The 23,327-nt window shown below is 70.3% G+C and carries 19 protein-coding genes; 6 read left to right on the top strand and 13 right to left on the bottom strand.

Translation table 11 applies throughout. From position 1 onward, the window contains the following. Positions 1 to 6: 6 nt before the first annotated feature. The 3 genes from D7Y04_RS18385 to D7Y04_RS18375 all read right to left on the bottom strand — a co-directional run bounded on the left by D7Y04_RS18385 (position 7) and on the right by D7Y04_RS18375 (position 3,035). On the bottom strand, positions 7 to 1,287 hold the full coding sequence (locus D7Y04_RS18385) for an MFS transporter (protein WP_121760160.1): 1,281 nt from the start codon (positions 1,285 to 1,287) through the stop codon (positions 7 to 9). 12 nt (positions 1,288 to 1,299) lie between these two features. Continuing rightward, a complete protein-coding gene (locus tag D7Y04_RS18380) occupies positions 1,300 to 2,037 on the bottom strand; it encodes a dienelactone hydrolase family protein (RefSeq protein WP_121760159.1) in 738 nt (245 codons plus the stop codon). Between the two features lie 131 nt (positions 2,038 to 2,168). After that, the gene (locus tag D7Y04_RS18375) at positions 2,169 to 3,035 is read right to left on the bottom strand and encodes a hypothetical protein (protein ID WP_120600159.1); all 867 of its coding nucleotides are present in this window, start codon (positions 3,033 to 3,035) and stop codon (positions 2,169 to 2,171) included. A 309-nt stretch (positions 3,036 to 3,344) separates the two neighbouring features. Here D7Y04_RS18375 and D7Y04_RS18370 point away from each other — a divergent pair, with 309 nt between their 5' ends. Further along, the gene (locus D7Y04_RS18370; RefSeq protein ID WP_121760158.1) at positions 3,345 to 4,460 is read left to right on the top strand and encodes an alpha/beta fold hydrolase; all 1,116 of its coding nucleotides are present in this window, start codon (positions 3,345 to 3,347) and stop codon (positions 4,458 to 4,460) included. A gap of 18 nt (positions 4,461 to 4,478) precedes the next feature. After that, complete coding sequence (locus D7Y04_RS18365; RefSeq protein WP_121760157.1) at positions 4,479 to 4,994, top strand: GNAT family N-acetyltransferase; 516 nt, start codon at positions 4,479 to 4,481, stop codon at positions 4,992 to 4,994. Between the two features lie 99 nt (positions 4,995 to 5,093). Here D7Y04_RS18365 and D7Y04_RS45710 read toward each other — a convergent pair whose 3' ends face one another. The 7 genes from D7Y04_RS45710 to D7Y04_RS18330 all read right to left on the bottom strand — a co-directional run bounded on the left by D7Y04_RS45710 (position 5,094) and on the right by D7Y04_RS18330 (position 14,029). Continuing rightward, on the bottom strand, positions 5,094 to 5,567 hold the full coding sequence (locus D7Y04_RS45710) for a hypothetical protein (RefSeq protein ID WP_233601481.1): 474 nt from the start codon (positions 5,565 to 5,567) through the stop codon (positions 5,094 to 5,096). A 65-nt stretch (positions 5,568 to 5,632) separates the two neighbouring features. After that, entirely contained in the window at positions 5,633 to 8,065 is a 2,433-nt protein-coding gene (locus D7Y04_RS18355) for an ABC transporter permease (protein WP_121760156.1), read from the bottom strand. A 198-nt stretch (positions 8,066 to 8,263) separates the two neighbouring features. Further along, on the bottom strand, positions 8,264 to 10,735 hold the full coding sequence (locus D7Y04_RS18350) for a PQQ-dependent sugar dehydrogenase (protein ID WP_121760155.1): 2,472 nt from the start codon (positions 10,733 to 10,735) through the stop codon (positions 8,264 to 8,266). Between the two features lie 54 nt (positions 10,736 to 10,789). Next, a complete protein-coding gene (locus tag D7Y04_RS18345) occupies positions 10,790 to 11,344 on the bottom strand; it encodes a hypothetical protein (protein WP_120597446.1) in 555 nt (184 codons plus the stop codon). Between the two features lie 97 nt (positions 11,345 to 11,441). Further along, positions 11,442 to 11,978, bottom strand: a complete 537-nt coding sequence (locus tag D7Y04_RS18340; protein ID WP_121760154.1) for a hypothetical protein — start codon at positions 11,976 to 11,978, stop codon at positions 11,442 to 11,444. Between the two features lie 176 nt (positions 11,979 to 12,154). Continuing rightward, complete coding sequence (locus D7Y04_RS18335; RefSeq protein WP_233597333.1) at positions 12,155 to 12,712, bottom strand: hypothetical protein; 558 nt, start codon at positions 12,710 to 12,712, stop codon at positions 12,155 to 12,157. A gap of 78 nt (positions 12,713 to 12,790) precedes the next feature. Then, positions 12,791 to 14,029 carry a citrate/2-methylcitrate synthase gene (locus tag D7Y04_RS18330; protein ID WP_233601480.1) on the bottom strand — a complete coding sequence of 413 codons (1,239 nt, stop codon included), beginning with the start codon at positions 14,027 to 14,029 and terminating at the stop codon, positions 12,791 to 12,793. Positions 14,030 to 14,202: 173 nt separating this feature from the next. Between D7Y04_RS18330 and D7Y04_RS18325 the strand changes: the two genes are divergently transcribed. Both D7Y04_RS18325 and D7Y04_RS18320 read left to right on the top strand, forming a co-directional pair. Beyond that, a complete protein-coding gene (locus D7Y04_RS18325; RefSeq protein ID WP_121760152.1) occupies positions 14,203 to 14,979 on the top strand; it encodes a class I SAM-dependent methyltransferase in 777 nt (258 codons plus the stop codon). A gap of 61 nt (positions 14,980 to 15,040) precedes the next feature. Then, entirely contained in the window at positions 15,041 to 16,387 is a 1,347-nt protein-coding gene (locus D7Y04_RS18320) for a S9 family peptidase (RefSeq protein WP_121760151.1), read from the top strand. A gap of 3 nt (positions 16,388 to 16,390) precedes the next feature. On the opposite strand, the gene D7Y04_RS18315 is transcribed toward D7Y04_RS18320, so the two are convergent. The 3 genes from D7Y04_RS18315 to D7Y04_RS18305 all read right to left on the bottom strand — a co-directional run bounded on the left by D7Y04_RS18315 (position 16,391) and on the right by D7Y04_RS18305 (position 19,316). After that, on the bottom strand, positions 16,391 to 16,687 hold the full coding sequence (locus D7Y04_RS18315) for a hypothetical protein (protein WP_121760150.1): 297 nt from the start codon (positions 16,685 to 16,687) through the stop codon (positions 16,391 to 16,393). Continuing rightward, positions 16,684 to 17,712 (bottom strand): prephenate dehydrogenase/arogenate dehydrogenase family protein, encoded by a 1,029-nt coding sequence (locus D7Y04_RS18310; protein WP_120597440.1) that lies wholly within the window; start codon positions 17,710 to 17,712, stop codon positions 16,684 to 16,686. Before D7Y04_RS18310 ends, D7Y04_RS18315 begins: the two co-directional genes overlap by 4 nt. A 101-nt stretch (positions 17,713 to 17,813) precedes the next feature. Beyond that, complete coding sequence (locus tag D7Y04_RS18305) at positions 17,814 to 19,316, bottom strand: hypothetical protein (protein ID WP_120597439.1); 1,503 nt, start codon at positions 19,314 to 19,316, stop codon at positions 17,814 to 17,816. Between the two features lie 518 nt (positions 19,317 to 19,834). Here D7Y04_RS18305 and fusA point away from each other — a divergent pair. Continuing rightward, on the top strand, positions 19,835 to 21,940 hold the full coding sequence (gene fusA, locus D7Y04_RS18295; protein WP_121760148.1) for an elongation factor G: 2,106 nt from the start codon (positions 19,835 to 19,837) through the stop codon (positions 21,938 to 21,940). 127 nt (positions 21,941 to 22,067) lie between these two features. Further along, positions 22,068 to 23,324 (top strand): RNA polymerase sigma factor, encoded by a 1,257-nt coding sequence (locus D7Y04_RS18290; RefSeq protein WP_121760147.1) that lies wholly within the window; start codon positions 22,068 to 22,070, stop codon positions 23,322 to 23,324. The last annotated feature ends 3 nt before the right edge of the window (positions 23,325 to 23,327 follow it).

Genomic DNA, 23,327 nt, shown 5'->3' with positions numbered 1-23,327 from the left:
GGCGCTTCAGGACGGCGCGTCGATGCGGCTGTGGCGCCGCGTGTCCGGCATCACCGTGTAGACGAGCAGCGAGCAGAAGATGCAGGCCGTGACGTACCAGAAGAACCACTCCTCGCGCCCGGCCAGCTTCAGGCGCGTGCCCACGTACTCCGCGGTGCCTCCGAAGAGGGACACCGTCAGCGCGTAGGGCAGCCCCACGCCCAGGGCGCGGATGCGCGCGGGGAACAGCTCCGCCTTCACCACGGCGTTGATGGACGTGTATCCGGAGAGGATGACCAGCGCGGCGAGCACCAGCAGGAACGCGGTGAAGGCGTCCCGCGTCCGCGTCAGCGCCGTGAGCAGCGGCACCGTGCCCAGCGTACCCAGCACGCCGAACCCCATCAGCACCGGCCTGCGTCCCACGTGGTCGGAGACGAACCCCAGCACCGGCTGGAGGAACATGTAGAGGAACAGCGAGCCCGCGGAGATGAGCGTGGCCTCGTCCCGCGTCAGCCCCACGGAGCTCACCAGGAACTTCTGCATGTAGACGGTGTAGGTGTAGAAGGCCAGCGTCCCGCCCATGGTGAGCCCCACCACGACGGCGATCTCCTTCGGGTGGCGCAAGAGCTCCCGCATGGGGTGGTGCTCGGACTTCTTCGCGGCCTCGCGGGTGAAGGCCTCCGTCTCCACCATGTTGCGGCGCATGTAGAAGCCGAAGATGGCCAGCGCCGCGCCAATGCCAAACGGGATGCGCCAGCCCCAGGCCTCCAGCTGCGGGCCCGTCAACACCCCCCGCTGCAACACCAGCAGCGTCAGCGTGGCCAAGAGCTGTCCCATGATGAGCGTGACGTACTGGAAGGAGCTGTAGAAGCCGCGGTGGCGGGAGGTGGCCACCTCGCTCAGGTAGGTGGCGCTGGTGCCGTACTCGCCGCCCAGGGAGAGGCCCTGGAGCAGCCTCGCGAGTATCAGCACCACGGGCGCCGCCACGCCGATGCGCGCGTAGGTGGGGCACACGGCGATGACCAGCGAGCCCAGGCACATCAGCGTGACGGACAACGTCAGCGCGGACCTGCGGCCCCGGAGGTCCGCGTAGAGCCCCATCCACCAGCCGCCCACCGGCCGGATGAGGAAGCCCAGCGCGAACACCCCGGCGGTGTTGAGCTGCTGCACCAGCGGATCCGCGTCCGGGAAGAACGCCTGCGCGAAGTACAGCGAGAACGCCGAGTAGACGTAGAAGTCGTACCACTCGATGAGGTTGCCCACCGAGCCGCCGAAGATGGAGAGCAGCCGCTGCCGCACAGGGGACATCGGGCTCAGGGCTCAGGCCTTCAGCGTGCGGCCGAACAGGTCCTCGAGCCTCTTCCAGTGCGTCTCCGCGACCTCCGCGTTGAACGCGGCCGAGCCCGCCACCGAATAGCCATGCTGCGCGCCGGGGTAGAGCTCCGAGCGGTACTTCACGCCCGCGTCCTTCAGCGCCGCCTCCAGCGTGCGGATGGCGTCCGCGGGCATGGAGTTGTCCTGGTCCGCGTGGCCGAAGTACAGCTCGCCCTTCACCTGGTTCACCAGTCGGTGGGGGCTGTCGGGCGAGTCCGTGGCCAGGCGCCCGCCATGGGAAGACGCCACCGCGCCGATGCGCTCCGGGAAGTCCGCGCCCATGCGCACGGCGATGCCGCCGCTGAAGCAGTAGCCGGCCACGCCCGCCTTCGGGCCCTTCACGGAGGGCTGCCGGGAGAGGAAGTCCAACTCCGCGCCCGCGTCCAGCTTCAGGCGATCCGGCGTCAGCGCGCCGATGAGGCCGTAGAGGCGTTTGCGGAACGCCTCGTCCGCGAAGGAGCCCTGGAGGTCCAGCTTCGAGGTGTGTCCGTCCCGATAGAACACGTTGGGCATCAGCACGACGTAGCCGGACTTCGACAGACGCCGGGCCATGTCCTCGAAGACGGGCCGGATGCCAAAGGCATCCGGAATCATGATGACCGCGGGCCACGGTCCCGAGCCTTCCGGCTGGAACAGCTTCGCGTCCATCACTCCATCCGCGGTCTTGATGTCGACGTCCTGCATGGCGTGGGTGACCTCCCGCGCGGGCGGTGCATGCGCCCGGCAGGAGGGTGACACCACACGCGCGAGCGATGCGCCATCCGTTTCGCGACGGGCCCCCTCCTCCCCGCGCGAAACGGACAGTTGCCGCGGGACTACTTGACGCAGTTGCTCCAGCCGCGCTTGCTGTTGCTGACCGTCATCTCCCAGTAGCGGGTGCCGCTGTTGTAGTCGATGGAGACGCCGTCATTGAAGTTGCTGGTGTTGAAGTTGCCGCCGATGCCGGACAGCAGGCAGGCCACGCCGCCCGGGTTGTAGTCCAGGTTGTGCGTGAAGGTGCCCGGGTTGCCCGCGATCCACAGCCAGCCGCCCTGGGCCGTGGGGACGTCCACGCAGATGGCGCGCGCGCCGCCGGAGCCGCCCAGGCTGCCGCCCAGGTACCAGTTGTAGCCGTCGTTCCAGACGCGGGCGTAGTCGGAGTTGGCCGTGAAGCCACCCGCGGCCTCCACCTGCGTGAGGAAGCAGCGGCGCGACGCGGTGACCGCGCCCAGGAGCTTCGCCGCCTGGCCGTCGTACCAGGACATCTCAGGGGTGCGGTTGGTGGCGGTGTCGAGGCACTGGACGCCCGTGCCCAGCGCCTTGCTGTTGGTGTGGTTGACGAAGATCTGCCAGTTGCCGGCGTACTGGTACACGCCCGCGCCGGCCCAGCTGGTGCCCTTCAGGTTGCCCTGGACGCCGGTCAGGAAGCAGGTCCGGCCCGTGGAGGTTCCGATGGAGGTGGAGGTCAGGCCGTTGTTGGAGGTGCCCCACCAGTAGGTCCCGCCCAGGTTGACACCCTGCTCGGCCGTCGCGAGGGCCGCGTCGTCGGGCGCGGCCGGGGCGGCGGTGTCGGTGACGGCCTCGCCCGCGGGGGCCTCGCCCGCCAGGGTCTCGTCCATCATGGGGTCGCCGCCACAGCCCACCGCGAAGAGGCAAAGGGGGGCCGCCAGGAACAGCTTCCGCGCGAAGTGATTCGTGTGCATGTCGCTTCTCCGTTCGTCGTTTGGAAATGCCAGCGATGCGTCCGCTGACCGGGGTTCGTCCCGGCCGGGTCGCCAGCGGGGAACGTGGCGGGACATGAGCAACGGGGATGCCAGCGCCGCGTCCTGGGGGAGCGGGTCGAGGGAGGGCGTGGGGAACGGCAATCCTTGCGTGTCCACGCCGCGTGCGGGCCGGCAAGGCTTGCACGGACGGCAAGAGTTGCACGACCGGGGCGGCCGGGAGGTGTGTCCGCGCGGGGCTCCTGGCAGGATCGCGCCATCAGTCTACGGAGCGGGGAGGGCACGTTGGTCATGCATCGCGAAGGCGCGGCCGTGGTCAGGACGCTGGTGGTGCTGGGCGCGCTGTTCGGGGCCGGTGCGTGGGCGGAGGTGACGCGCGCGGAGTTCCTGGTGCCATCGGAGGAGGGCATCGAGGTGTCCGTGCGCGAGGTGAAGGACACGGGCATGCAGGTGGCCAACCTGCCGCCGCTCATCCTCCTGCACGGCGCGCGGGTGCCGGGGCGGGCCTCGTTCGACCTGCCCGTCGAGGGCGGCTCCATCGCGGCGGAGCTCGCCCGCGCGGGGCATGCGGTGTACCTCATGGATGCGCGCGGCTATGGCGGATCCACGCGGCCCCTGGCCATGAGCACGCCCGCGAAGGGCAGGCCCCTGGTGGGCTCGCACGAGGTCGTCCAGGACGTGCACGCGGTGGTGGGCTGGGTGAAGGCGCGCACGGGGCAGCGCCGCGTGGGGTTGGTGGGCTGGGCCACGGGAGGGCACTGGGCGGGCATGTACGCGAGCCTCCACCCGGACAACGTCAGCCACCTGGTGATGCTCAACGCGCTCTACGCGGGCAGCGCGGAGCACAAGATGCTGGGGAAGGGCACGGACTTCGAGGACCCGAAGCGGCCGGGGCACTTCAACGCGGAGGGCATGGGCTCCTACCGGTGGAACACGGGTGCGTCGCTGATGGCCGTGTGGGACCGGCAGTTGCCCGAGGCGGAAGAGGAGCGGGTGAAATGGCGCGACCCTGAGGTGGCGGCGTCGTTCCAGCGCGAGGCGGTGACGAGTGATCCGCTGGGGCCGTCACGCACGCCGTTCGCCTTCCGGGCGCCGTCCGGGGCGCTGGAGGACAGCTTCTACCTGGCCACGGGCCGGCAGCTGTGGGACGGAGCGTCCATCACCGCGAAGGTGCTCATCCTGCGCGCGGAGAATGACTTCTGGAGCCGGCCGGAGGACGTCACGCGCCTCCAGGAGCACCTGAACCACGCGGCCAGCGTGAAGGCCGTGGTGCTCCCGGGCGCGACGCACTTCGTGCACCTGGAGCGGCCGGAGCGGGGCCGCCGCCTGCTCATGGACGAGCTGCTGCGCTGTACCGGCGCCCGCGTCACCCCCGCGCCGAAGCCCCCGAAGCCCGCCACGCCGTGAGCCGCTAGACTGGTGGGGATGATTTCCATCCGGAGACTCGAACAGGCGACCCCCGAGGAGCGGGAGGCGCTGGCCGAAGTGCTCATCGACTCCGTCGACGGCGGCGCGTCGGTGGGCTTCCTGCCGCCGCTCTCGCGGGACGCGGCGGGGGAGTACTGGCGGGGCGTGCTCGCGGCGCTGGGGCCGGGGCTGGTGCTCTGGGTCGCGGAGGTGGACGGTCGCATCGACGGCACCGTGCAGCTCGCGCCGTCGCTGCGTCCCAACGGGCTGCACCGCGCGGAGGTGCAGAAGCTGCTCGTGCATTCGCGGGCCCGGGGGCAGGGGCTCGCGTCGCTGCTGCTCCAGGAGATTGAACAGTACGCGCGGGGTGCGGGGCGCACGCTGCTGGTGCTCGACACGCTGGCGGGCTCGAAGGCGGAGTCCGTCTACCAGCACTTCCAGTGGCAGCGCGCCGGCGAGATTCCCGACTGGGCGCGGCACATCGATGGTGAGCTGCACCCCACGGTCCTCTACTTCAAGCGCCTCGCGCCCTGACGCTCACTGCGCGCAGGGGCAGGGCGGGATGTCGGAGCGAAGCGCGCATGGAATGACGCGGAGATGCATTGGTTCACAGGCCGCGCCGGAGGGACGCCTTCAGGGATGATAGGGATAGCGCGCCAGGACCTTCCCGTCCGCCGACACGGCATACAGCTCGTACCAGTGCGCGGAGGGATTGAATCCAGGTGCTGCCCAGCCGCACTTCGCGACGTTTCGCTTGATCTCCACGAAGTACAGCCCGCCGTGTTGGGCCACGGAGACCTCCATGGCCTTGGCGGTATACGAGCAGTCCTTCGCATACTCCTTGGGAAAACCTGCCAGCAGCCGCTGCAAGGCCGCATGGGCGGCGAGAACCGCCGGTCCGTCCAGCGTTGCCAGGGGACGCAGTTCGTCAGGCCATTCAATCCCCTCCGCGACGAGGGGGGCGCGGGCGGCGGTGCCTCCGTCGGCATTCGTCACCACGGGCGGAGACACGACGCTGCCCCCGTCCCTCGCGGCTGTGCCAGAAGAGGCGGGAGGCGTGCCTCCGTCCAGCAGGAGCGTGAGGAGAAGGACGTGAGGAGTGGCCATCGTTCCGCAGGATAGCGGGTTGTCCGGAAGCCTGTGCAGTCTCACCCCAAGCGAAAGGCCTGGGCTCAGTCCGCCCGGAGCACGACCGCCGGGGGCACGTGCGCGGCCCTTCGTGCTGGCAATAGCGCCGCGAGGAACGCCACCGCGCCGAGCACCGCCACCACCAATCCATACGTGAGCGGATCCGTGGGCCGCACGCCGTTGAGCAGGTGCGACAGCGCGCGGCTGGCTCCCCATGCGAGCCCCAGCCCCAACACCAGCCCTACCGACGTGAGCCGCAGGTAGTGGCTCAGCACCATGCCCATCAACTGGCCCGCCCTCGCCCCCAATGCCATGCGGATGCCCAGTTCTCGCGTGCGCTGCACCACCGCGTAGGCCACCACCCCGTAGAGCCCCACCGCCGCCAGCACCAGCGCCACTCCCGCGAAGAGGCTCGCCAGCAGGAGATAGAAGCGCAGCGGCGCCACTGTTCCATCCACCACCGATGCCAACGTCCGCACGCTGCCCACCGCGAGGTTCGCGTCCAGCCCCCGGACCTCCGCCCGCACCGCCCCGGCCAGCGCGAGCGGCTCTCCGGTCGTGCGGAGCACCAGCGTCATGCTCGTGGTCCGTGTCTGCTCATAGGGCACGTACACCTCCGGCGCGGCGGGCGCGGCCAGTCCTTCCGTGGCCATGTTCGCCACCACCCCCACCACCCGGCCTCCGAACGCGCCGTTGCCCAGGTCCATGTCCGTGTCCACCGTGCGGCCCAGTGGGTCCTCTCCCGGCCAGAAGCGGCGTGCCGCCTCCGCGTTGATCAACACCGCGCGCCCACCCGCGCCCCGGTCCTCCGGCAGCAACCCCCGGCCGCGCAGCACGGGCACCCGCAGTGCCTCCAACGCTCCTGGTGTGACGATGCGGATGCTGGCCTGCCAGGGCTCCGTGCCCGGCGCCACCGGCCTCCGAGGGTCACGCACCGCGATCGTCCATCGCTTCCCCTCCATGGGCAGCCCGCTCACCGCGCCCGCCGTGGCCACTCCGGGCAGGGCCCGCAGCCGTTCGAGCAGCCCGTCGTAGAAGGCCGCGGGCGCCGCGCTGCCCATGGCGTAGCGGATGGGTGGCAGCTCCAGCTTCACCGTCAATACGCCCTCCGGCTGGAAGCCCGGGTCGACCTGCCGCAGGTGAACGAAGCTGCGCAGCAGCAGCCCCGCGCTGACCAGCAGCAGCACCGCCAACGCCGTCTCCGCCACGATGAGCGCCGCGCGGGTGCGGTGGTGGTGCGCCGCGCCGCCCGCGCCCTCGCCCGCGGTTCGCAGCACGCGCGCCAGCTCCACCCGCGACGTCTGCCACGCCGGCACCAGCCCGAAGAGCAGCGTGGTGAACACCGACAGGCCCGCCGTGAACGCCAGCACGGTGCCATTGAGCGACACCTCTTCGATGCGCGGAATGTCCTGGGGCCCGAACGCCGCCAGCGCATCCAGCGCCCACAGCGCCACGAGCAACCCGGCCCCGCCACCCAGCGCCGACAGGAGCGCGCTCTCCACCAGCAGCTCCCTCGCGATGCGCCCTCGGCTGGCGCCCAGCGCGAGCCGCACGGATGTCTCCGCCTCGCGCGACGCGGCCCGCGCCAACAACAGGTGCATGAGGTTGGCGCACGCGATGAGCAGCACCAGCCCCACCGCGCCCAGCAGCAACAGCAACGAGGGGCGCACCTGGCCCAGCAGCACGTCGCGCAAGGGCTCCACGCTCGCGCCCATGTCCGCGTTCGTCGCCGGGTACCTCGCCGCCAGGCTCCGCGCGACCGCCGCCGCGTCGGCCTTCGCCCGCTCAAGGCTCACGCCGGGCCCCAGCCGCCCATACACCTCCAGCCAGTGCGCGCCGCGCGCCTCCGGCTTCGTCATGGACTCGTCCTGGACGATGGGCGTCCACAGCTCCGCGCGCGACGGGAAGTCGAAGCCCGGCGCCATCACGCCCACCACCGTCCACGGCAGGGGGCCGCCCAGGTTCACCGTGCGCCCCAGCACGTCGGGGCTGCCGCCGAAGCGGCGCTGCCAGAGCGCATGCGACAGCACCGCGACCTGGGGCGCCCCCGGTGCGTCATCCCCGGCCTGGAGCGCGCGGCCCAACTGCACGCGAGGGCCCAGCACATGGAAGAACCCGGCCGTCACCATCGCGGTCTGCACCTTCATGGGAGACGCCTCCAGCCGGTCCGCCCCGAGCGTCACCATCGCGGGCGCCACGCCTGCGAGCCCCTCGAAGGCCCGCGTCTGTTCGCTCAGGTCCATCAGGTCCGGCGGCGACGTCGGCCCCGGCCCCTGCAGGCCCACGCTGAACAGCCGCACGAGCCGCGCGTCGTCGCGCAGGGGCAACGGCTGCAGTAGCACCGCGTGCACCACGCTGAAGATGGCGACGTTGGCGCCAATGCCCAGCGCCAGCGTGGCCACCGCCACGACCGTGAAAGTGGGGCTGCGACGCAGCCGCCGCAGCGCGAGCAGGAGGTTCTGGAGGAGGGGAGCCATGGTGGACGCCGTTGAGCATGGTCCATGCCACGGAGCGAGCACAGTCACTCCCATGCGACAGGGCGGAGGAACTGACCGGCGCTGGGAATCCGCGTCCCGCTTCCGGACACGCGCCAGTGCCTTCATGCGGCGCTGACGCGAAAAAGGACGGGAGGGCGTCCAGCACGGGAGCCCTCCCGTTTCTGTTTCAGCGAGGCCTCAGCTCGCGCGCGACCGCTTGCGACGGGTGGCCAGCGCGACGAGCGCCAGCCACGCGAGCGGCGCCACCGGGGCCGCGCCGCAGCCGCAGCCGGAGTCGTCCTCGGGCAGGGGATTGTTCGTGCCCGCGTCCGGAGTCCCCGTGCCGGCATCCAGGAGCCCCGTGCCGGCATCCGGGGTCTCCGTGCCCGCGTCGGTGCCGGCATCCGGCTCGCCCATTTCCGCCTCCGCGGTGATGGTGAAGGACTGCTCCGCGTCCGGCGACACGCCATTGGTCGCCCGCACGAGCACGTCCACGGTGCCCGCCGCCGACGGCGTCCAGGTGATGAGGCCGGTGGTCGCGTCGATGCTCATGCCCTGCGGCACTGCACCCTCCAGCGAGTACGTGGGCTGCGGCCGGCCCACCGCCTCCACGTCGTAGCGATACTCGATGCCCACCACGGCGGTGGTGACAGGCGTGGAGGAGAGGGTGGGCTGGAGCGGTTCATCATCCGCCTCCACGGCCTCCAGCGTGCGCGCGTCCAGTCCCGGAATGGCGAGCGTGATGGTGGCCGTGCCATCCACGTTGTCCGCGTCCTGCGACGCCTGGAGCGTGACGGTCTGCGGCGCGTTCCAGTTGGACGTCGTGAAGCTGAGCGTGGACGCGGAGGCCACGGTGAGGTCCGGATCCCCCTGGGTGGATGCCACGGTGACGGTCACGTTCGACGAGGGCCGCAGGGACAGGGACACGTCGAAGGTGGCGGTGCCGCCCTCGGGCACGACGAGCCGGGGAGTGGACAGCACCAGCCGGGTCGCGTTGTTGTCGATGGTGGTGGCCACCACCGACTCGGTCGTGAGCCCCTCGGAGGCCACGGTGAAGGTGGCGACGTCCGGCTCCGCGTCCGCGTCCTCCACCGCCTCGAGCACCACGACCTGCGGCACGCTCCAGTTCGTGGGGGAGAAGGTGAGGGTGCCACTGCCCAGCACGCGCAGATCCTCGGAGCCGCCCATGGCGCGCGCCACGCTGACCGTCACGGGCGCGGAGGGCGCCTGGGCCAGCCGCACGGTGAAGGCCGCGCGTCCGCCCTCCATCAGGCGCAGGTTGAGTCCGGACACCACCAGCTTCTGGCCGGTGGCCGTGGGCGTCACCCGGCGCACCACGCCGTTGGTGTACCCCAGCGCGTAGAGCGCGCCGTCCGGCCCCACGCTCATGTCCACGTTGGCGGAGAAGCCCGTTCCCCACTCGTCCACCGTCGCCACCGAGTTGTCCGCCGCCAGCGTGGCGCGCGTCACCTGGGCGCTGTTGTAGTCGCCGAAGAAGTAGTTGCCGCGGTACTCCGGCGGGAAGAGGGTGGCGTCGTAGAAGACGCCGCCGGTGATGGAGCCGCCCAGCGCCTGCGTCGTGACGGTGCCCCCGCCGCTGGTCGTGTCCGGTAGGCCCGGCTGGGCCACGGTGAAGGTGGTGGTCGAGGGCGCGTTGTTGGCGCTGGCGACGTAGAACTCTCCGTTGAAGCTCGCGTCCCCCACGCCTTCGAGCGTGAGCTTCTCCCCTTTGCGGAAGCCGTGCGGCGAGGCGGTGGTGAAGGTGGTGATGCCCCCGCTGCGCACCGCGCCCGTGGCGGTGACGGTGCTCGAATCAATCGTGTTGGTGCGGTACTTGATGACGGGGGTGAGGTAGTCGTTCCCGACGGGCTGGTTGTTCTCGTAGTCGTTGTATCCGGCGTGGCTGCGCCGGCTCACGACGAAGACCTGCTCATAGCGGTCGCCCACTCCGTTGACCCACAGCAGTCCGGTGGTGGGCTGGAACGTGAAGGTGAACGGGTTTCGCAGGCCGCGCGCCCAGATGTATTCGTTGTTGGGGCCCACGCCGTCGTTGAACGGGTTGTCATTGGCGGGCGTGCCGTCCAGGTTGGCGCGGCTCATCTTGGCCGCCAGCGACGTCAGGTCCGCGTCCACGCCGGAGCCGTTGCCCAGATCGCCAATGGCCCAGTAGAGCTTCCCGTCCGGGCCGAAGCCCAGCCCGCCGCCGTCATGGTTGTTGCCCGTCGTGGGCAGCCTCGTGACGACCTCCGTGCGCGCGATGCCCGTGCCGTTGGAGTCCGTGTAGCGGACGATGCGCTGCTCGGAGGCGGAGACGGTGACGAAGAAGTAGACGTACCGGTTGACCACGTAGTTCGGGTCGAACGCGATGCCGATGAGTCCGCACTCGCTGTTGGTGTGGACCGCGGGCTCCGAGGCGAACGTGCGCGTCACCAGCGTGGAGGTGCCCGGCTGCGTCTCCAGCACGCCGTCCTTCATGGCCACCGTCCGCACGACGCCGTTCTTCAGCGTGACGAACAGGCGCCCTGAACCATCCGGCGCCCACGCCATGCCGGTGGCGGGTGTCAGGCTGGTGGATGAATAGTTCGTTTCCACGAAGCCAGCCGGTACGGCGGCCCGGGCTGGCGCGGACATCATCAGGAACAGCAGTGAGGCCATGAGGGGGGTACGCATGGCCCCGAACCTACCGCACCCCGGGTGGGGCCGAGGCCCCACCCGGAGGAGTCACTATCGGGTCGCGGTGAAGTTCCGCTGGATCTTGCAGGTCGAGCCGCCGTCGTCGGAGGTGCTGCCGTTCAGCTCGAACGTGCCCTCGATGACGGAGCGGTCGGTGGACGACTCGGGTGCGGGCGCGGCCACCGTCGAGTTCATCCGGACGCTGTACGCGGTCGTCGCCGTGACCTGCCGCGTGCCCAGCAGGTCGAGGCCCCGCGAAGCCCCGCCCGTGTAGTTGGCCTCCAGCTCCGCGCCCGCGAACGTGCCCCTGGCGCGGATACCGCTCAGCGACAACATGAGCGGCCCCGTGGGCAGGCCCAGCCCCATCTTCTCGCAGGCCGCATCCGGGGGCGATGTGTCGGCGAACTGGACTGTATAGGTGCCCGCGATGGCGCAGCCGCCTTCACAGACGAAAGGTGAATCGTCGTCACCGCTGCTGCTGCTTCCACAGCCCGGGTTCCCCATGCCGCTGCCCATCGTCATCATGCCCACGGCGAGCAGCACCGGGATGCGGAGGAACGTCACGGCCTTCGGGGAACGGGCGCTGCGCGGCGATTCGTTGTGCATGAAAGACTCCAGGTGGAACGGGAGGGCGTCAGACTAGCCAACGCCTGCCTTGGTTCGCACCTGGGGTCCGGGGTTCTTCACGCCACGACGTCGTGCGTTACAGCGTCACGTTGCCGGACACCACCTCGGTGAACTTGCAGGGGATGTCGCTGGAGAGCGTGGCGCAGGTGGACGGCTGCGCCGGGGTCCACGTGGTGGCGTTGAGCTTGATGGCCGCCTGCGAACGCTGACGGTAGACGCCCGCCGCGTAGGGCGTGGGATTGGCCGTCTGGCCACCGAAGTCCGTGTTCGTCTCCGGCCAGCAGCTGCGGCTGCCCGGGATGGCCGTCCAGGTGACCGTGCCCGTGCTGCTCACCGACTTCTGCTCCACGGTGGAGCAGATGTAGATGATGGGGTAGTCCTGGTCGCAATCCCAGGCAGATGCCTGGGCGCTGATGGGCCCCCCCACGTCATACGTGTAGGGCTTCGTCGCTTCGACCACGCACGTCGTGCCGGGGATGGCCTTCGTCACCTGGGACTGGACCTGCGCGATGTCGCTGCCGGAGGGGGCCGGCTCCGTCGCTTCCGGCGCGGGGCCACAGGCGCTGAACGCAAGGGCCACCACGGCGAGGCTGCACGTCTTGAACTTGAACATGTGGGGTGTCTCGGGGGAAATGAACCTGACGCGCTGCCACCGCCCACCGTTTGAATCCCATGCATCAACATGGTTTCCAGGTGAGCAGTGACTAACGCGCCAGCAAGGTAAGGCTGTTCATCCCTTGCCGTCCACCCACGCGCGGTGCAGGAGCGTGGGGGACACACCCCGTGAACTCAGGGCGTGCGGGACGCCACGGCAGGCGCGGCGGTCATCGCCTGGCTGAGCTTCCGGGCACCTTCCGAGAAGGCGCCGCGGGCGATTTCCTGCCCGGAGGTGCCGAGCACCTGGGCGAACACGTGGTCGAACCCCTTCTCCAGGCCCATGGACTTGTGGGGTTCACCCTTGGAGTCCGCGACCATGTAGAGCGACGAGTCCAGCTCGGCGGGCGGTGCCTCGCCCTTCTGGCGGTACAGGTCCTTCATGGCGGCGAGCGACTCGTTGTGGCTCTTGCGGATCTCCCCGCGCGCAATGCCCTTGAAGAGGCCCGAAACGTCGCGCAGATCCACGTGGATGACGACGATGGGCTTCTTCTCACGCACGTCGTAGATGAACTGGGAAGCTCGCTGGCGCAGCTCATCCTTGGTGCCCTTGTTGGCATACAGCACCAGCGTGGGCCGGCCCTGCCCGATGGGGACCTCCTTGCCGAACACGTCCTTGAGTTCAGCGGCGCTGGCCGGGAGAGCTCCCAGCAATCCGAGCAGGCAGGTCAGCAGGGCGGTCTTCTTCATCATGCAGTGGCTCCAAAGGGTGAAGAGTCGCAATGGGTCCACCAACATCGCCACCCCCATCCTGAATCCCGGCCGATGAATTCAATCTGTCTCTGGTGAAGAGGGGCCGACGTAGCGAGCCCTGGGGCGCAGCAGGTGCCCTTGCTCCCGCTGTTCCAGCACGTGCGCCACCCAGCCCGCCGAGCGCCCCACCGCGAACACCGTCGCCGCCGCGCCCTTCGGCAGCCCCAGCGCCTCCGCCAGCATCACCAGCCCTACCTCCATCGAAGGCGCGGGATGTCCCGCGTCGCGCATCACGTCCACCAGCGCGGAGCCCACTCGCACCGCTCTCGCATCCGGGCGCAGCTCCCGCGCGGCCAGGATGAGCGGGGGCGTGCGCGGGTCTCCCTGGGGATACAGCCGGTGGCCGAAGCCCGGCACCGATTCACCCCGGAGGACGTACGTGTCCACCACCTCCTTCGCTCGCTCCGGACGGCCCACCTCCGTGAGGAGTGACTCCACGCGATCGCACGCGCCCCCGTGCTTCGCTCCGGAGAGCGCCGCCATCGCCGCGCCCACGCACGAGTACAGGTCCGCGCCGGAGGAGGCCGTCACCCGGGCGGCGAACGTCGACACGTTCAGCTCATGGTCCGCGCAGAGCACCAGCGCCTGATTCAACGACGCCGCAGCGTGCGCTGAGCGGGCGTCCCACGCGTGCGCCAGCGAGTCCGCCACCGCCCGCTCCCTCAACGCGGGGCCCACGCGCTCCGGCGCCCGGGCCGCGCATACCCACGCCGCCAGGTGACGCAGCAGGCCCCGGGCCCGCACGAGCTCCTGGTCCGGTGGCGCCGCGAAGCGCACCGCGTCCCTCGCGCCCAGCAGGGACACCAGCGTCGCCAGCACCTTCGCGGGAGGCGTGCCCTGGGGCAGGAGCGCCGCCAGCGCGGAAGGCGGGAAGGGGGCTCGAGGCGCGGGCCACGTCGTGTCCCGGTGTTTCGGCAGCGCGCCGGACCAGAGCAGCTCCGCCACGTCCTCGAAGGAGCGCCCTTTCGTGGCCAGCTCCACCGCGGAGTGGCTTCCCCGGTACGCCAGGCCTCTGGCCTCCACGCGTGAGACCGCGGAGTCGATGACGGGCTCGCCCCAGCGCAGCGCTCCCGCCGCCACCGCCGCGTGTCCCGCCCTCGCGTCGTGGCGGACCTTCAGCCGCTCCAGGTCCGCGCGTGCGTAGCGGTTCTCCTTCGTTCCCTGCACCGGCACGCACCGCACCAGTCCCCGGCTCACGTAGGTGTAGAGCGTCGCGAGCTTCACGCCGAGCAGCGCCGCGGCCTCGCTCGCCGACACCAGGGCTTCCTCGCGCTCAGGTCGATGTTCGAATCGAGATTGAGAGCGTCCACCGCGGCGTCTATCCATGCTCCATCCACCTCCTGGAAGGGGAGTGTCGGCGCGGCGCGCGGCCGCTGTCGACGTGTCTTTCCTGATGGACGCGTGGAGCCCTGAACCCTGGAGGACATGCCATGCAGGTGGACTTTGGTCGCACGTCGGAGGACTACGCCCGGCACCGCGCCGGCTTTCCGGAGGCCTTCTTCGAGAAACTCATCCGTGATGGCGTCTTTCATCCGGGACAGCGCGTGCTCGACCTGGGCGCGGGCACGGGGACGCTCGCGCGGGGACTGGCGAAGCGCGGGGGCGATGTCACGGCGTTGGACCTCTCTGCGCCCATGCTGGATTCGGCGCGCCGGCTCGCGAGCGACGAGGGGCTGTCCATCGACTTCCGCGTGGCTCCGGCGGAGCGGACCGGTCTGCCGCCGGAGTCCTTCGGGCTCGTCACCGCCGGCACGTGCTGGCATTGGTTCGACCGCGCCGCCGCGGCCCGCGAGGCCTTCCGGGTGCTGGCGCTGGGAGGACGGCTGGTCATCGCGCACTTCGACTGGCTGCCTTTGCCGGGCAATGTCGTGCAGGTGGTCCACACGCTCATCGACACCTTCAATTCCTCGCAGGTCGCGCCCTACGTCGAGTTCGGACACGACGCCGGCATCTACCCGCGCTGGTTCCAGGACGTCGCCACCGCGGGCTTCACCGGCCTGGAGTCCTTCTCGTTCGACACCGTCGTCCACTACTCCCACGAGGCCTGGATGGGACGGGTGCGCGCCAGCGCCAAGGTGGGCCCGGTGCTCTCCGAGGACGAGGCCGCCCGCTTCGACGTCGCACACGCGAAGCTCCTCGCGGAGCGGTTCCCCCAGGCGCCGTTCGCCGTGCCGCACCGCGTATTCGCGCTGGTGGCGACGCGGTGAGTGACAGAAGTGGAGGCCCGCGGTGTTCGAAGCGCCAGCACTTCGCTGGAGGCCAGAGACCATGGGCATCACACTGGACCGTCGCTCCCTCATCCAAGCCAGCCTGGGGCTGACCGGGGGGCTCGCGCTCCTCCGGGGCGCTCCCGCCGCGGCGGCCGGACGGCCGTCCACGACCTCGTCGTCCCCCTCGTCCTCCGACGAGCCCCGGCCCTGGTGGGAGCTGGGCCTGATGGCGGACCCCATCATGGAGAGCCAGCTCCTGCACTTCCTGGCAGGGACCTACAGCGCGCAGTCGGACATCAGCGAGGTGCTGGACACCGCGGCCCGTATCGTCGCGGGGGATGACTGGAGCTGGCCCAACGAGTGGGTTGGGACCGCCGACCGCATCCGCGCCATGGGCGACGTGAGCCTGTCCCACCGCCACTCCATCAGCGCGGGCAATGCCTACCTGCGCGCCGCCAACTACTACCGCGCCGCGCTCATCCACCACCCCGAGCCCACCCATCCGAGCGTGGTCGCCACCGGGCGCAAGGCGGTGGACGCCTACAACAAGGCGCTCCACCTGTTGAAGATACCGGGCACGCCCGTGCGCATCCCGTACGAGCGCACCACGCTGCCCGGCTACTTCTTCCGCGCCCCGAGCGCCCGGAGCATCGCGCCACTGCTCATCTTCCAGCAGGGCCGCGACGCGTGGCCGGAGGAGTCCAAGTACGTCATCGACGCGGCGCTCGCGCGGGGCTACCACTGCCTCATCGTGCACGCGCCCGGCCAGGGCATGGCCATCCGCGAGCAGGGGCTGCCCTTCCGCCACGACTGGGAGCAGGTCATCCGCCCGGTGGTGGACTTCGCCCTGTGCATCGCGGGCGTGGACTCGCGGCGCATCGCGCTCCTGGGCTGGAGCATGGGCGGTGCGCTGGTGCCGCGCGCCGCCGCGTTCGAGCGGCGCATCAAGATCCTCATCCCCAACCCCGGCGTCCTCAACTGGGGCCAGTCCTCCTTCGAGCAGTTCAACATGTACTTCCCGGAGCTGATGCAGCTGCTGGACAGCAACCCCCAGGCCTTCGACGCGGCCATGGCCCAGCTGATGGAGCAGGTGTTCCTGTATCGCTGGTACATGAAGGACTCGATGTCCAAGCACGGCGTCAGCACGCCGTCAGCCCTGCTCTTCGAGCTGCGCCGGTTCAACAACGAGCCCATCGTCCACCGCATCCGCTGCCGCACGCTGGTGATGGACGGCACCGCGGAGGCGTTCTCCCAGGGCCAGGCCCGGCTGCTCTTCGACGCGCTGGAGTGCCCGAAGGACTACATGCTCTTCACCACCCAGGACACGGGGCTCTTGCACTGCCAGGAGGGCGCGCAGGCCGTGGCCAACCACCGGATGTTCGACTGGCTGGACGAGTACCTCTGAGGCTCAGTCCAGCACGCCGCTGGACTCCTCTCCGAACAACACGAACTCCGCCTCTTCCAGGGTGGAGTACGCCCGGCCATGGCGCTTCAGGTAATGGGAGAGGCGGATGGAGAGGCCATCACCCATCAGCATGAAGTCCCGCACGAGCGCGCCGTCGCGGGGCATGCGCGACCAGTGCTGACTCTCACCGGCCACCAGCGCATAGGTGCCTCCGAGCCGCGCTTCATGTTCGAGGATGTTCTTCACCGCCGCGGCCTCACGTTGCTGGGCCTGGGTCCTCCGGGCCTGGCGCTGCGTCATCGCAGGCCGCTACCCAGTACGGCGCGGAAGACGGCCTCCACCTCCTGCGCGTCCACGCCCAGCTCCCGGGCCCACGCCCGGCGCACGGCGAGCAGCGTCTCCGTGCGAGCGGGCTCGTTTCCTGCCTCTTGGGTTCGGCGCTGACGGCGGGCCAGTTCCTCGCGACGGGCGAGCAGCTCCACCAGTTCGCGGTCGAGCGCATCGATGTGCTCACGCGGCTCGCGGGGCGCTGGCGCTTCCGGTTCCAGCCCGGGCACGGCGACGCCCGAAGCTTCCGGTGCTTGCGTCACCGTGGGGGCTGCTTCCAGGTCGCGGTGGATGTCCTGGAGCGCCGCGAGCAGTTGCCCTCGCGCCTGCGTGGCGAAGGGATTCTCCTGCTGGATGGCGTTGAAGAGGTGGCCCGCGTCCGCGCGCACGGTCTCGATGGTGCGCGACAGCGCCTTGAAGCTGGCCGGCGCGAAGGGCACGTCCGCCGCCGCGCCGGAGTCCACCATCCCCTTGGCCACGAAGAAGGTGAGCGCATGCGTGCGCGCCATCACCTGGTCATGGCCCTCTGGCGTCTGCTCAATCACCTCGCAGCCCAGCCCCTCGTAGAAGCGCCGGGCGCGCGGGGCTGCTTCCGGATGCAGCGGGTTGGGGCAGAGCACGACGCGCATGGGTCGCTCGGCCATGGCCAGGCTCAAGGGGCCGAAGAGGGGATGCGTGCCTACCCAGGGCACCTGTTCGCCCAGCACCTCCGTCAGCGCCTCCACGGGCTTCACCTTCACGCTGCCCACGTCCAGCACCAGGTGCTCCGGCTTCAGGTGGGGCCGCAGGGAGCGCAGCACGTCCCGCATCTGGGGCACCGGCACCGCCACCACCACCAGCTCCGCCCCTTCCAGCAGCTCGTGTACCGAGTGCGCGCGGAGCGGCTCCGGGATGTCCGCCACCGGGTCCAGGGCGCGGTGCTCCACGCCCACCGCCTCCAGCAGCGTTCCCAGCGCGCGTCCAAAACGTCCGTATCCCACGAGTGCGACATGCGGCATGCGCCGGAGTCTACGCGGGCACGCGGTCGATAAACGACCGCCGGGTCCCTCGTGAAGAGGAACCCGGCGGGGGACGACTTGCCAGGATGGACGGCCTGGGACTACCGGGCGCGGAACATCTCCACCGTGAGGCAGGACTCGGTCTTCTCCGGGAGGACGAAGAAGGGCTGCTGGCGGCTCAGGCCCTGGGACGTGCCAAGCCAGCCGTCGCCAATCTGCCCGGCGCCGTCGTACACCAGCGCCAGCCAGTCATGCTGCGCCGCCGGGATGAGGTCCGTGGTGTCGGCGTCGCGGTTGAGGCTGTACGCGTAGGACGCGGTCTGGATGACGCCATCACCGTTGAAGTCCAGGTTCGCGCTCGCGGTGCCGGCGCGCTGCACGCCGTTGATGCGCACGCCGATGTGGGCCAGGTCCGCCTCCGTGGTGGGCGCGACGGGAGCGAACGCGGAGACCTCGTTGACGGACGCCTCGCTGATGGCGGCGACGCGCACGCGCGAGTAGTCCAGCACGTTGTCCACGCCGTCCATGCGCAGGCCGAACATCTGGTACTCGTAGTTCATCTGGCTCAGGTAGTTGGCCTTGTAGTTGCTGTCGTCGTTGCCGCCGTGACGCAGGCCGATGTTGTGCCCCAGCTCGTGCATGAGGGTGCCGGCCTGCTGCAGCTCCGTGCCGCCCGCCACGGGCCAGCCGCCCAGCGTCACCACGAAGTCATGCGCGGGGATGCCGCGGGAGATGCCGCTGGAGGTGCCGCCGCTGTACGTGTTCGCGAACAGGGCGTAGTGGAAGAAGGGCGCGCGGCGCGACTTGAAGTACTTGGCCTTGATGACGTCGAAGTCCGTCCACACGGGGGTCAGGTCCGTGTCCGCGTCCGCGGCGGCGATCTGCGAGTCCAGCACCAGGTGCAGCGCGATGCCCGTGGTGCCGTTGGGGTTGGACACCGGCGCGTTGGCGAAGGACGTCGTCACGCGGTCCAGCGCCGCCTGCGTGGGCTTGCGGTCCGCGTAGTAGTCCACCTCCACGAACACGTCCTTCTTGCGCGGATCCGCGCCCCAGTAGCGCAGGTCCACGCCGCCGTAGCCGTACAGCTCCGCGAAGTCGCTGATGCGGTCGCCGTCCGTGTCGGAGCTGTTGGGGTTGGTGCCGTAACGGGCCTCGGCCGCGTCACAGACGCCGTCGCCGTCGGAGTCCACGGCGTTGAGCGCGCACAGGTACACGGGCTGCACGGCGGAGACCTCGTACTCGTTCCCGTCCTGCGTCATCGTCGTGTACTTGGGCCGGTGGTAGACGGTGACGGAGCGATAGCCCGTGCGGCTGTAGACGAGCCGCACCGCCTCCTCGCCGGACGCCGCGGTGATCAGCTGGACGTTGTTCTCGCCGTGGCGGTTGCCGTAGGCGTCGAAGACGTAGAGGCCGGACGAGTCCGTGGACTGGGTCGCGAGCCCGGTGCCGCAGCCGGTGCCGCTGCAGGTGCCGGAGGCGACGATGACCGTCACGCCTTCCACGGAACTGCCCGTCCCGGAGTCGTAGATGTAACCGTAGACACACCCATTCAAGCCGACGAGACCCATGGAGGCCGTCAGCAGGCTTTTGTAGAACGTGGACATACTTCCCCCTCGGAGGAACCAGGGGTTGGCATCTGTCGCCAACCGCCACATCTACGGCGCCCGCGGCGGATATTCTTTCGGGGATTTATTTCCGGGCCTGGAACACGGGGGAGGCCGTCGGGTTGACAGCGGGGTCTGTCTGTCTTACTCCTATCTCATCATGAGGCCCGTCACTCTCCATGCCCTGCCTGTCCTGAGCGCCTTCGCGCCGGCGGCGGACGTGCGCCTCGCCCCCCGTCACGAGGTCCTGCTCGATATTTGAGCAGGCGGACCGGAGTCCTCCGGTGCGCGCGTGGCTGGTTGCCCGCGCACCGTGAGTTCCGTCTCCGCCCGTCCCCTCCCTGGGGGTGCCTTCGTGTGTCCTCGCGCGTTCCCGTGGCGGCCTGACGTGCCGTTCCGGCCACTCGTGCGCGTGCGCGCCTGAAGACAGCCACCGGTCCCTTCCACGCATCCAACCGGCGTCTCAATCCAATACACACCCGCGGGCCTCGCTGCCCGGACGGGAACGGGAGTCTTCCATGCCTCGCACCACGCGCATCGAGCGGTATCGCAACATCGGCATCATGGCCCACATCGACGCGGGCAAGACGACGCTCACCGAGCGCGTCCTCTTCTTCACCGGCCGCATCCACTCCACGGGAGAGGTGCACTCGGGCTCCACGGAGATGGACTGGATGGAGCAGGAGAAGAAGCGCGGCATCACCATCACCTCCGCGGCGACGACGGCCTTCTGGCAGCCCCGGCACGGGCGGGAGGCGGGCGTGCCCCACCGCATCAACATCCTGGACACGCCGGGCCACGTGGACTTCACCATCGAGGTGGAGCGCTCGCTGCGCGTGCTGGACGGCGCGGTGGCGGTGTTCGACGCCAGCCAGGGCGTGGAGCCGCAGTCGGAGACAGTGTGGCGTCAGGCGGACCGCTACGGCGTGCCGCGCATCGCGTTCATCAACAAGATGGACAAGGTGGGCGCGGACTTCGCCCTGAGCGTGCAGTCCATGGTGGACCGGCTGGGCGTGCGCCCGGTGGCCGTGCAGTGGCCCGTGGGCGACGGCGCGGACTTCCAGGGGCTCGTGGACCTGGTGCGCATGCGGATGGTGCGCTTCCAGGGCGACGACGGCGGCTTTGACGACGATGCGCCCGTGCCGCCGGAGCTGGCGGAGGCGGTGCTGCCGTACCGCATGCGCCTCATTGAAGTGTGCGCGGACCTGGACGCGGGCGTGATGGAGAAGTTCGTGGACGGGCGGGTGGAGGACATCACCGCGGAGGAGCTGGAGCGCGCGCTGCGCTCGGGCACGCTCGCGCGGACGCTGGTGCCGGTGCTGTGCGGGTCGGCCTTCAAGAAGAAGGGAGTGCAGATGCTCTTGGATGCGGTCGTCAGCTACCTGCCGTCACCCGCGGACATGGCCGCCGTGGACGGCTTTGCGCCCGTCACCGGCGAGCGCGTCAGCCGTCCCGTGTCCGACTCGGGGCCGCCCACCGCGCTGGCGTTCAAATTGATGAGCGACAAGGCCGTGGGAGGCATCGTGTTCCTGCGAGTGTACTCGGGCACGCTGCGTGCGGGCACCGTCCTGCTCAACCCCGTCACCGGACGGAAGGAGCGGGTGGGGCGCCTGATGTTCATGCACGCCAACCGCCGTGAAGAGGTGGCGGAGGTGCACGCGGGTGACCTGTGTGCGGCGCTGGGGCTCAAGGGCGTACGCACGGGCGACACGCTGTGCGACCCGGAGGCGCCGGTGGTGCTGGAGGCGTTGAACGTGATGGAGCCCGTGGTGCAGCTCGCCGTGGAGGCGCGCTCCCCCGCGGAGCTGCCGAAGTTGGAAGAGGGCCTGCAACGGCTGGCGGCGGAGGACCCGTCGCTGCGCCTGGGCGTGGATCCGGAGAGCGGCCAGGTGCTGCTGTCCGGCATGGGTGAGCTGCACCTGGAGGTAGTCGTGGATCGGTTGAGGACGGAGTTCGGCGTGGAGGCGCGCGTGGGACAGCCGAAGGTGGCGTACCGCGACACGCTCCGGAGCGCGGTGCGCCAGGAGTACCGCCATGTCCGCCAGTCCGGCGGGCCCGGACAGTACGCGCGGGTGGTGCTGGACGTGGGGCCAGCGCCGCGAGGGGCGGGGCTCGTCTTCGTGGACGCCACGAAGGGTGGCTCCATCCCCCGCGAGCTGGTGCCCGCCATTGAAAAGGGCGTGGCAGGCGCCATGGCGAAGGGCATGCGGGAGGGCGTGCCGCTGGTGGACGTGGAGGTGCGGCTGGTGGATGGGGACACGCACGTGAAGGACTCCACGCCGCAGGCCTTCATGGTGGCGGGTTCGCTGGCGCTCCAGGAGGCCGCGCGGCGCGTGGGTGTGCAGGGGCTGGAGCCGGTGATGGAGGTGGAGGTGGTGACGCCGGAGGAGTTCCTGGGCGACGTGCTGGGTGACCTGGCGTCGCGGCGGGGACGGGTGCTGGGGATGGAGGCGAAGGGGACGGCGCGGTGCGTGTCCGCGCGCGTGCCCATGGCGCGCCTGTTCGGCTACGTGACGGCGCTGCGTGGCCGCACGCAGGGGCGGGCCCAGGCCAGCATGCGCCTGGGGACGTACGAGCCGGTGCCGGAGTCGGCCGCTGGCCTGGCAGCCGAGGCGAGGGCGTGAGGTGACGGCCCCGGGCTTCCCGACGAGGGGAGGCCCGGGGCCGTGCTGTCTTCGCGGGAAATCGAACCCCATGTCGATTTCCGGGGCGCCCATTCGACGTGCATTTGATTGAGTTCGCGCCGTGACGATGTCCAAGGCGCAGGCCGCGGTGCACGCGGTGTGGAGAATCGAGTCCGCCCGGCTCATTGCCGGGCTTGCGCGCATGGTGCGCGACGTGGGGCAGGCGGAGGAGCTGGCGCAGGACGCGCTGGTCGTGGCGCTGGAGAAATGGCCGGTGTCGGGCGTGCCGGAGAACCCGGGCGCGTGGCTCATGGCCACCGCGAAGCGCCGCGCCATCGACGAGATGCGCCGTCACAAGCTGCTCGCGCGCAAGCACGAGGAGCTGGGACACGGGCTGGAGGAGGCGGAGGTGCCAGACCTGGACGCGGCCCTGGACGACGACGTCGGCGACGACCTGTTGCGCCTCATCTTCACGTCCTGCCACCCGGTGCTGTCCCCGGAGGCGCGGGTGGCGCTCACGCTGCGGCTGTTGGGCGGCCTGACGACGGATGAAATCGCCCGTGCGTTCCTGGTGCCAGAGCCCACGGTGGCCCAGCGCATCGTGCGGGCCAAGCGCACGCTGGCGGAGAAGGGCGTCCCGTTCGAGGTCCCCCACGGCGACGAGCTGGCGGCGCGGCTCGCGTCGGTGCTGGAGGTCGTCTACCTCATCTTCAACGAGGGCTATGCCGCGACCGCGGGCGATGGCTGGATGCGGCCGGAGCTCTGCCAGGACGCGCTTCGCCTGGGCCGCATCCTCGCGGAGCTGGCGCCGGGCGAGCCGGAGGTGCACGGGCTGGTGGCGCTGATGGAGATTCAAGCGTCGCGGTCCCGGGCGCGGGTGGGGCCGTCGGGTGAGCCTGTGCTGCTGCTGGAGCAGAACCGCGGGCAGTGGGATCAGCTCCTCATCCGCCGCGGGCTCGCGGCGCTGGATCGCTCGGAGAAAGTGGGGCCAGCGGGGCCGTACACGTTGCAGGCCTCCATCGCCGCCTGCCACGCGCGGGCGCGCACGCCGGAGGAAACGGACTGGCCGCGCATCGCGGCGCTCTACGCGGTGCTCGCGAGGCTCACGCCGTCACCGGTGGTGGAGTTGAACCGCTCTGTCGCCCTGTCGATGGCGTTCGGTCCCGCGGTGGGGTTGGAGCTGGTGGACCAGCTCGTGGCCGAGCCGTCACTCAAGCACTACCACCTGCTGCCGAGCGTGCGCGGCGACCTGCTCCAGAAGCTGGGGCGTCTCAAGGAGGCGCGGGCGGAGTTCGAACGGGCGGCGTCGCTCACGCGCAACGCGAAGGAACAGGCGCTGCTGCGCGCGCGTGCCGCCGCGTGTGCCGGCGAGAAGCCGTCGTAGTCC

The organism is Corallococcus sp. AB038B (assembly GCF_003668955.1).
Taxonomy (GTDB): domain Bacteria; phylum Myxococcota; class Myxococcia; order Myxococcales; family Myxococcaceae; genus Corallococcus; species Corallococcus exiguus.
The sequence above is the reverse complement of the archived record's forward strand: the minus strand, read 5'-3'. Positions and strand labels throughout refer to the sequence as shown.

Bases quoted from the DNA above. Each gene is read 5' to 3' on its own strand.
- D7Y04_RS18355 (WP_121760156.1), bottom strand. From the start codon at position 8,065: ATGGCTCCCCTCCTCCAGAACCTCCTGCTCGCGCTGCGGCGGCTGCGT.
- D7Y04_RS18385 (WP_121760160.1), bottom strand. From the start codon at position 1,287: ATGTCCCCTGTGCGGCAGCGGCTGCTCTCCATCTTCGGCGGCTCGGTG.
- D7Y04_RS18380 (WP_121760159.1), bottom strand. From the start codon at position 2,037: ATGCAGGACGTCGACATCAAGACCGCGGATGGAGTGATGGACGCGAAG.
- D7Y04_RS18370 (WP_121760158.1), top strand. From the start codon at position 3,345: ATGCATCGCGAAGGCGCGGCCGTGGTCAGGACGCTGGTGGTGCTGGGC.
- fusA (WP_121760148.1), top strand. From the start codon at position 19,835: ATGCCTCGCACCACGCGCATCGAGCGGTATCGCAACATCGGCATCATG.
- D7Y04_RS18375 (WP_120600159.1), bottom strand. From the start codon at position 3,035: ATGCACACGAATCACTTCGCGCGGAAGCTGTTCCTGGCGGCCCCCCTT.
- D7Y04_RS18290 (WP_121760147.1), top strand. From the start codon at position 22,068: ATGTCCAAGGCGCAGGCCGCGGTGCACGCGGTGTGGAGAATCGAGTCC.
- D7Y04_RS18320 (WP_121760151.1), top strand. From the start codon at position 15,041: ATGGGCATCACACTGGACCGTCGCTCCCTCATCCAAGCCAGCCTGGGG.
- D7Y04_RS18305 (WP_120597439.1), bottom strand. From the start codon at position 19,316: ATGTCCACGTTCTACAAAAGCCTGCTGACGGCCTCCATGGGTCTCGTC.
- D7Y04_RS45710 (WP_233601481.1), bottom strand. From the start codon at position 5,567: ATGGCCACTCCTCACGTCCTTCTCCTCACGCTCCTGCTGGACGGAGGC.
- D7Y04_RS18350 (WP_121760155.1), bottom strand. From the start codon at position 10,735: ATGCGTACCCCCCTCATGGCCTCACTGCTGTTCCTGATGATGTCCGCG.
- D7Y04_RS18340 (WP_121760154.1), bottom strand. From the start codon at position 11,978: ATGTTCAAGTTCAAGACGTGCAGCCTCGCCGTGGTGGCCCTTGCGTTC.
- D7Y04_RS18310 (WP_120597440.1), bottom strand. From the start codon at position 17,712: ATGCCGCATGTCGCACTCGTGGGATACGGACGTTTTGGACGCGCGCTG.
- D7Y04_RS18315 (WP_121760150.1), bottom strand. From the start codon at position 16,687: ATGACGCAGCGCCAGGCCCGGAGGACCCAGGCCCAGCAACGTGAGGCC.
- D7Y04_RS18345 (WP_120597446.1), bottom strand. From the start codon at position 11,344: ATGCACAACGAATCGCCGCGCAGCGCCCGTTCCCCGAAGGCCGTGACG.
- D7Y04_RS18325 (WP_121760152.1), top strand. From the start codon at position 14,203: ATGCAGGTGGACTTTGGTCGCACGTCGGAGGACTACGCCCGGCACCGC.
- D7Y04_RS18335 (WP_233597333.1), bottom strand. From the start codon at position 12,712: ATGATGAAGAAGACCGCCCTGCTGACCTGCCTGCTCGGATTGCTGGGA.
- D7Y04_RS18365 (WP_121760157.1), top strand. From the start codon at position 4,479: ATGATTTCCATCCGGAGACTCGAACAGGCGACCCCCGAGGAGCGGGAG.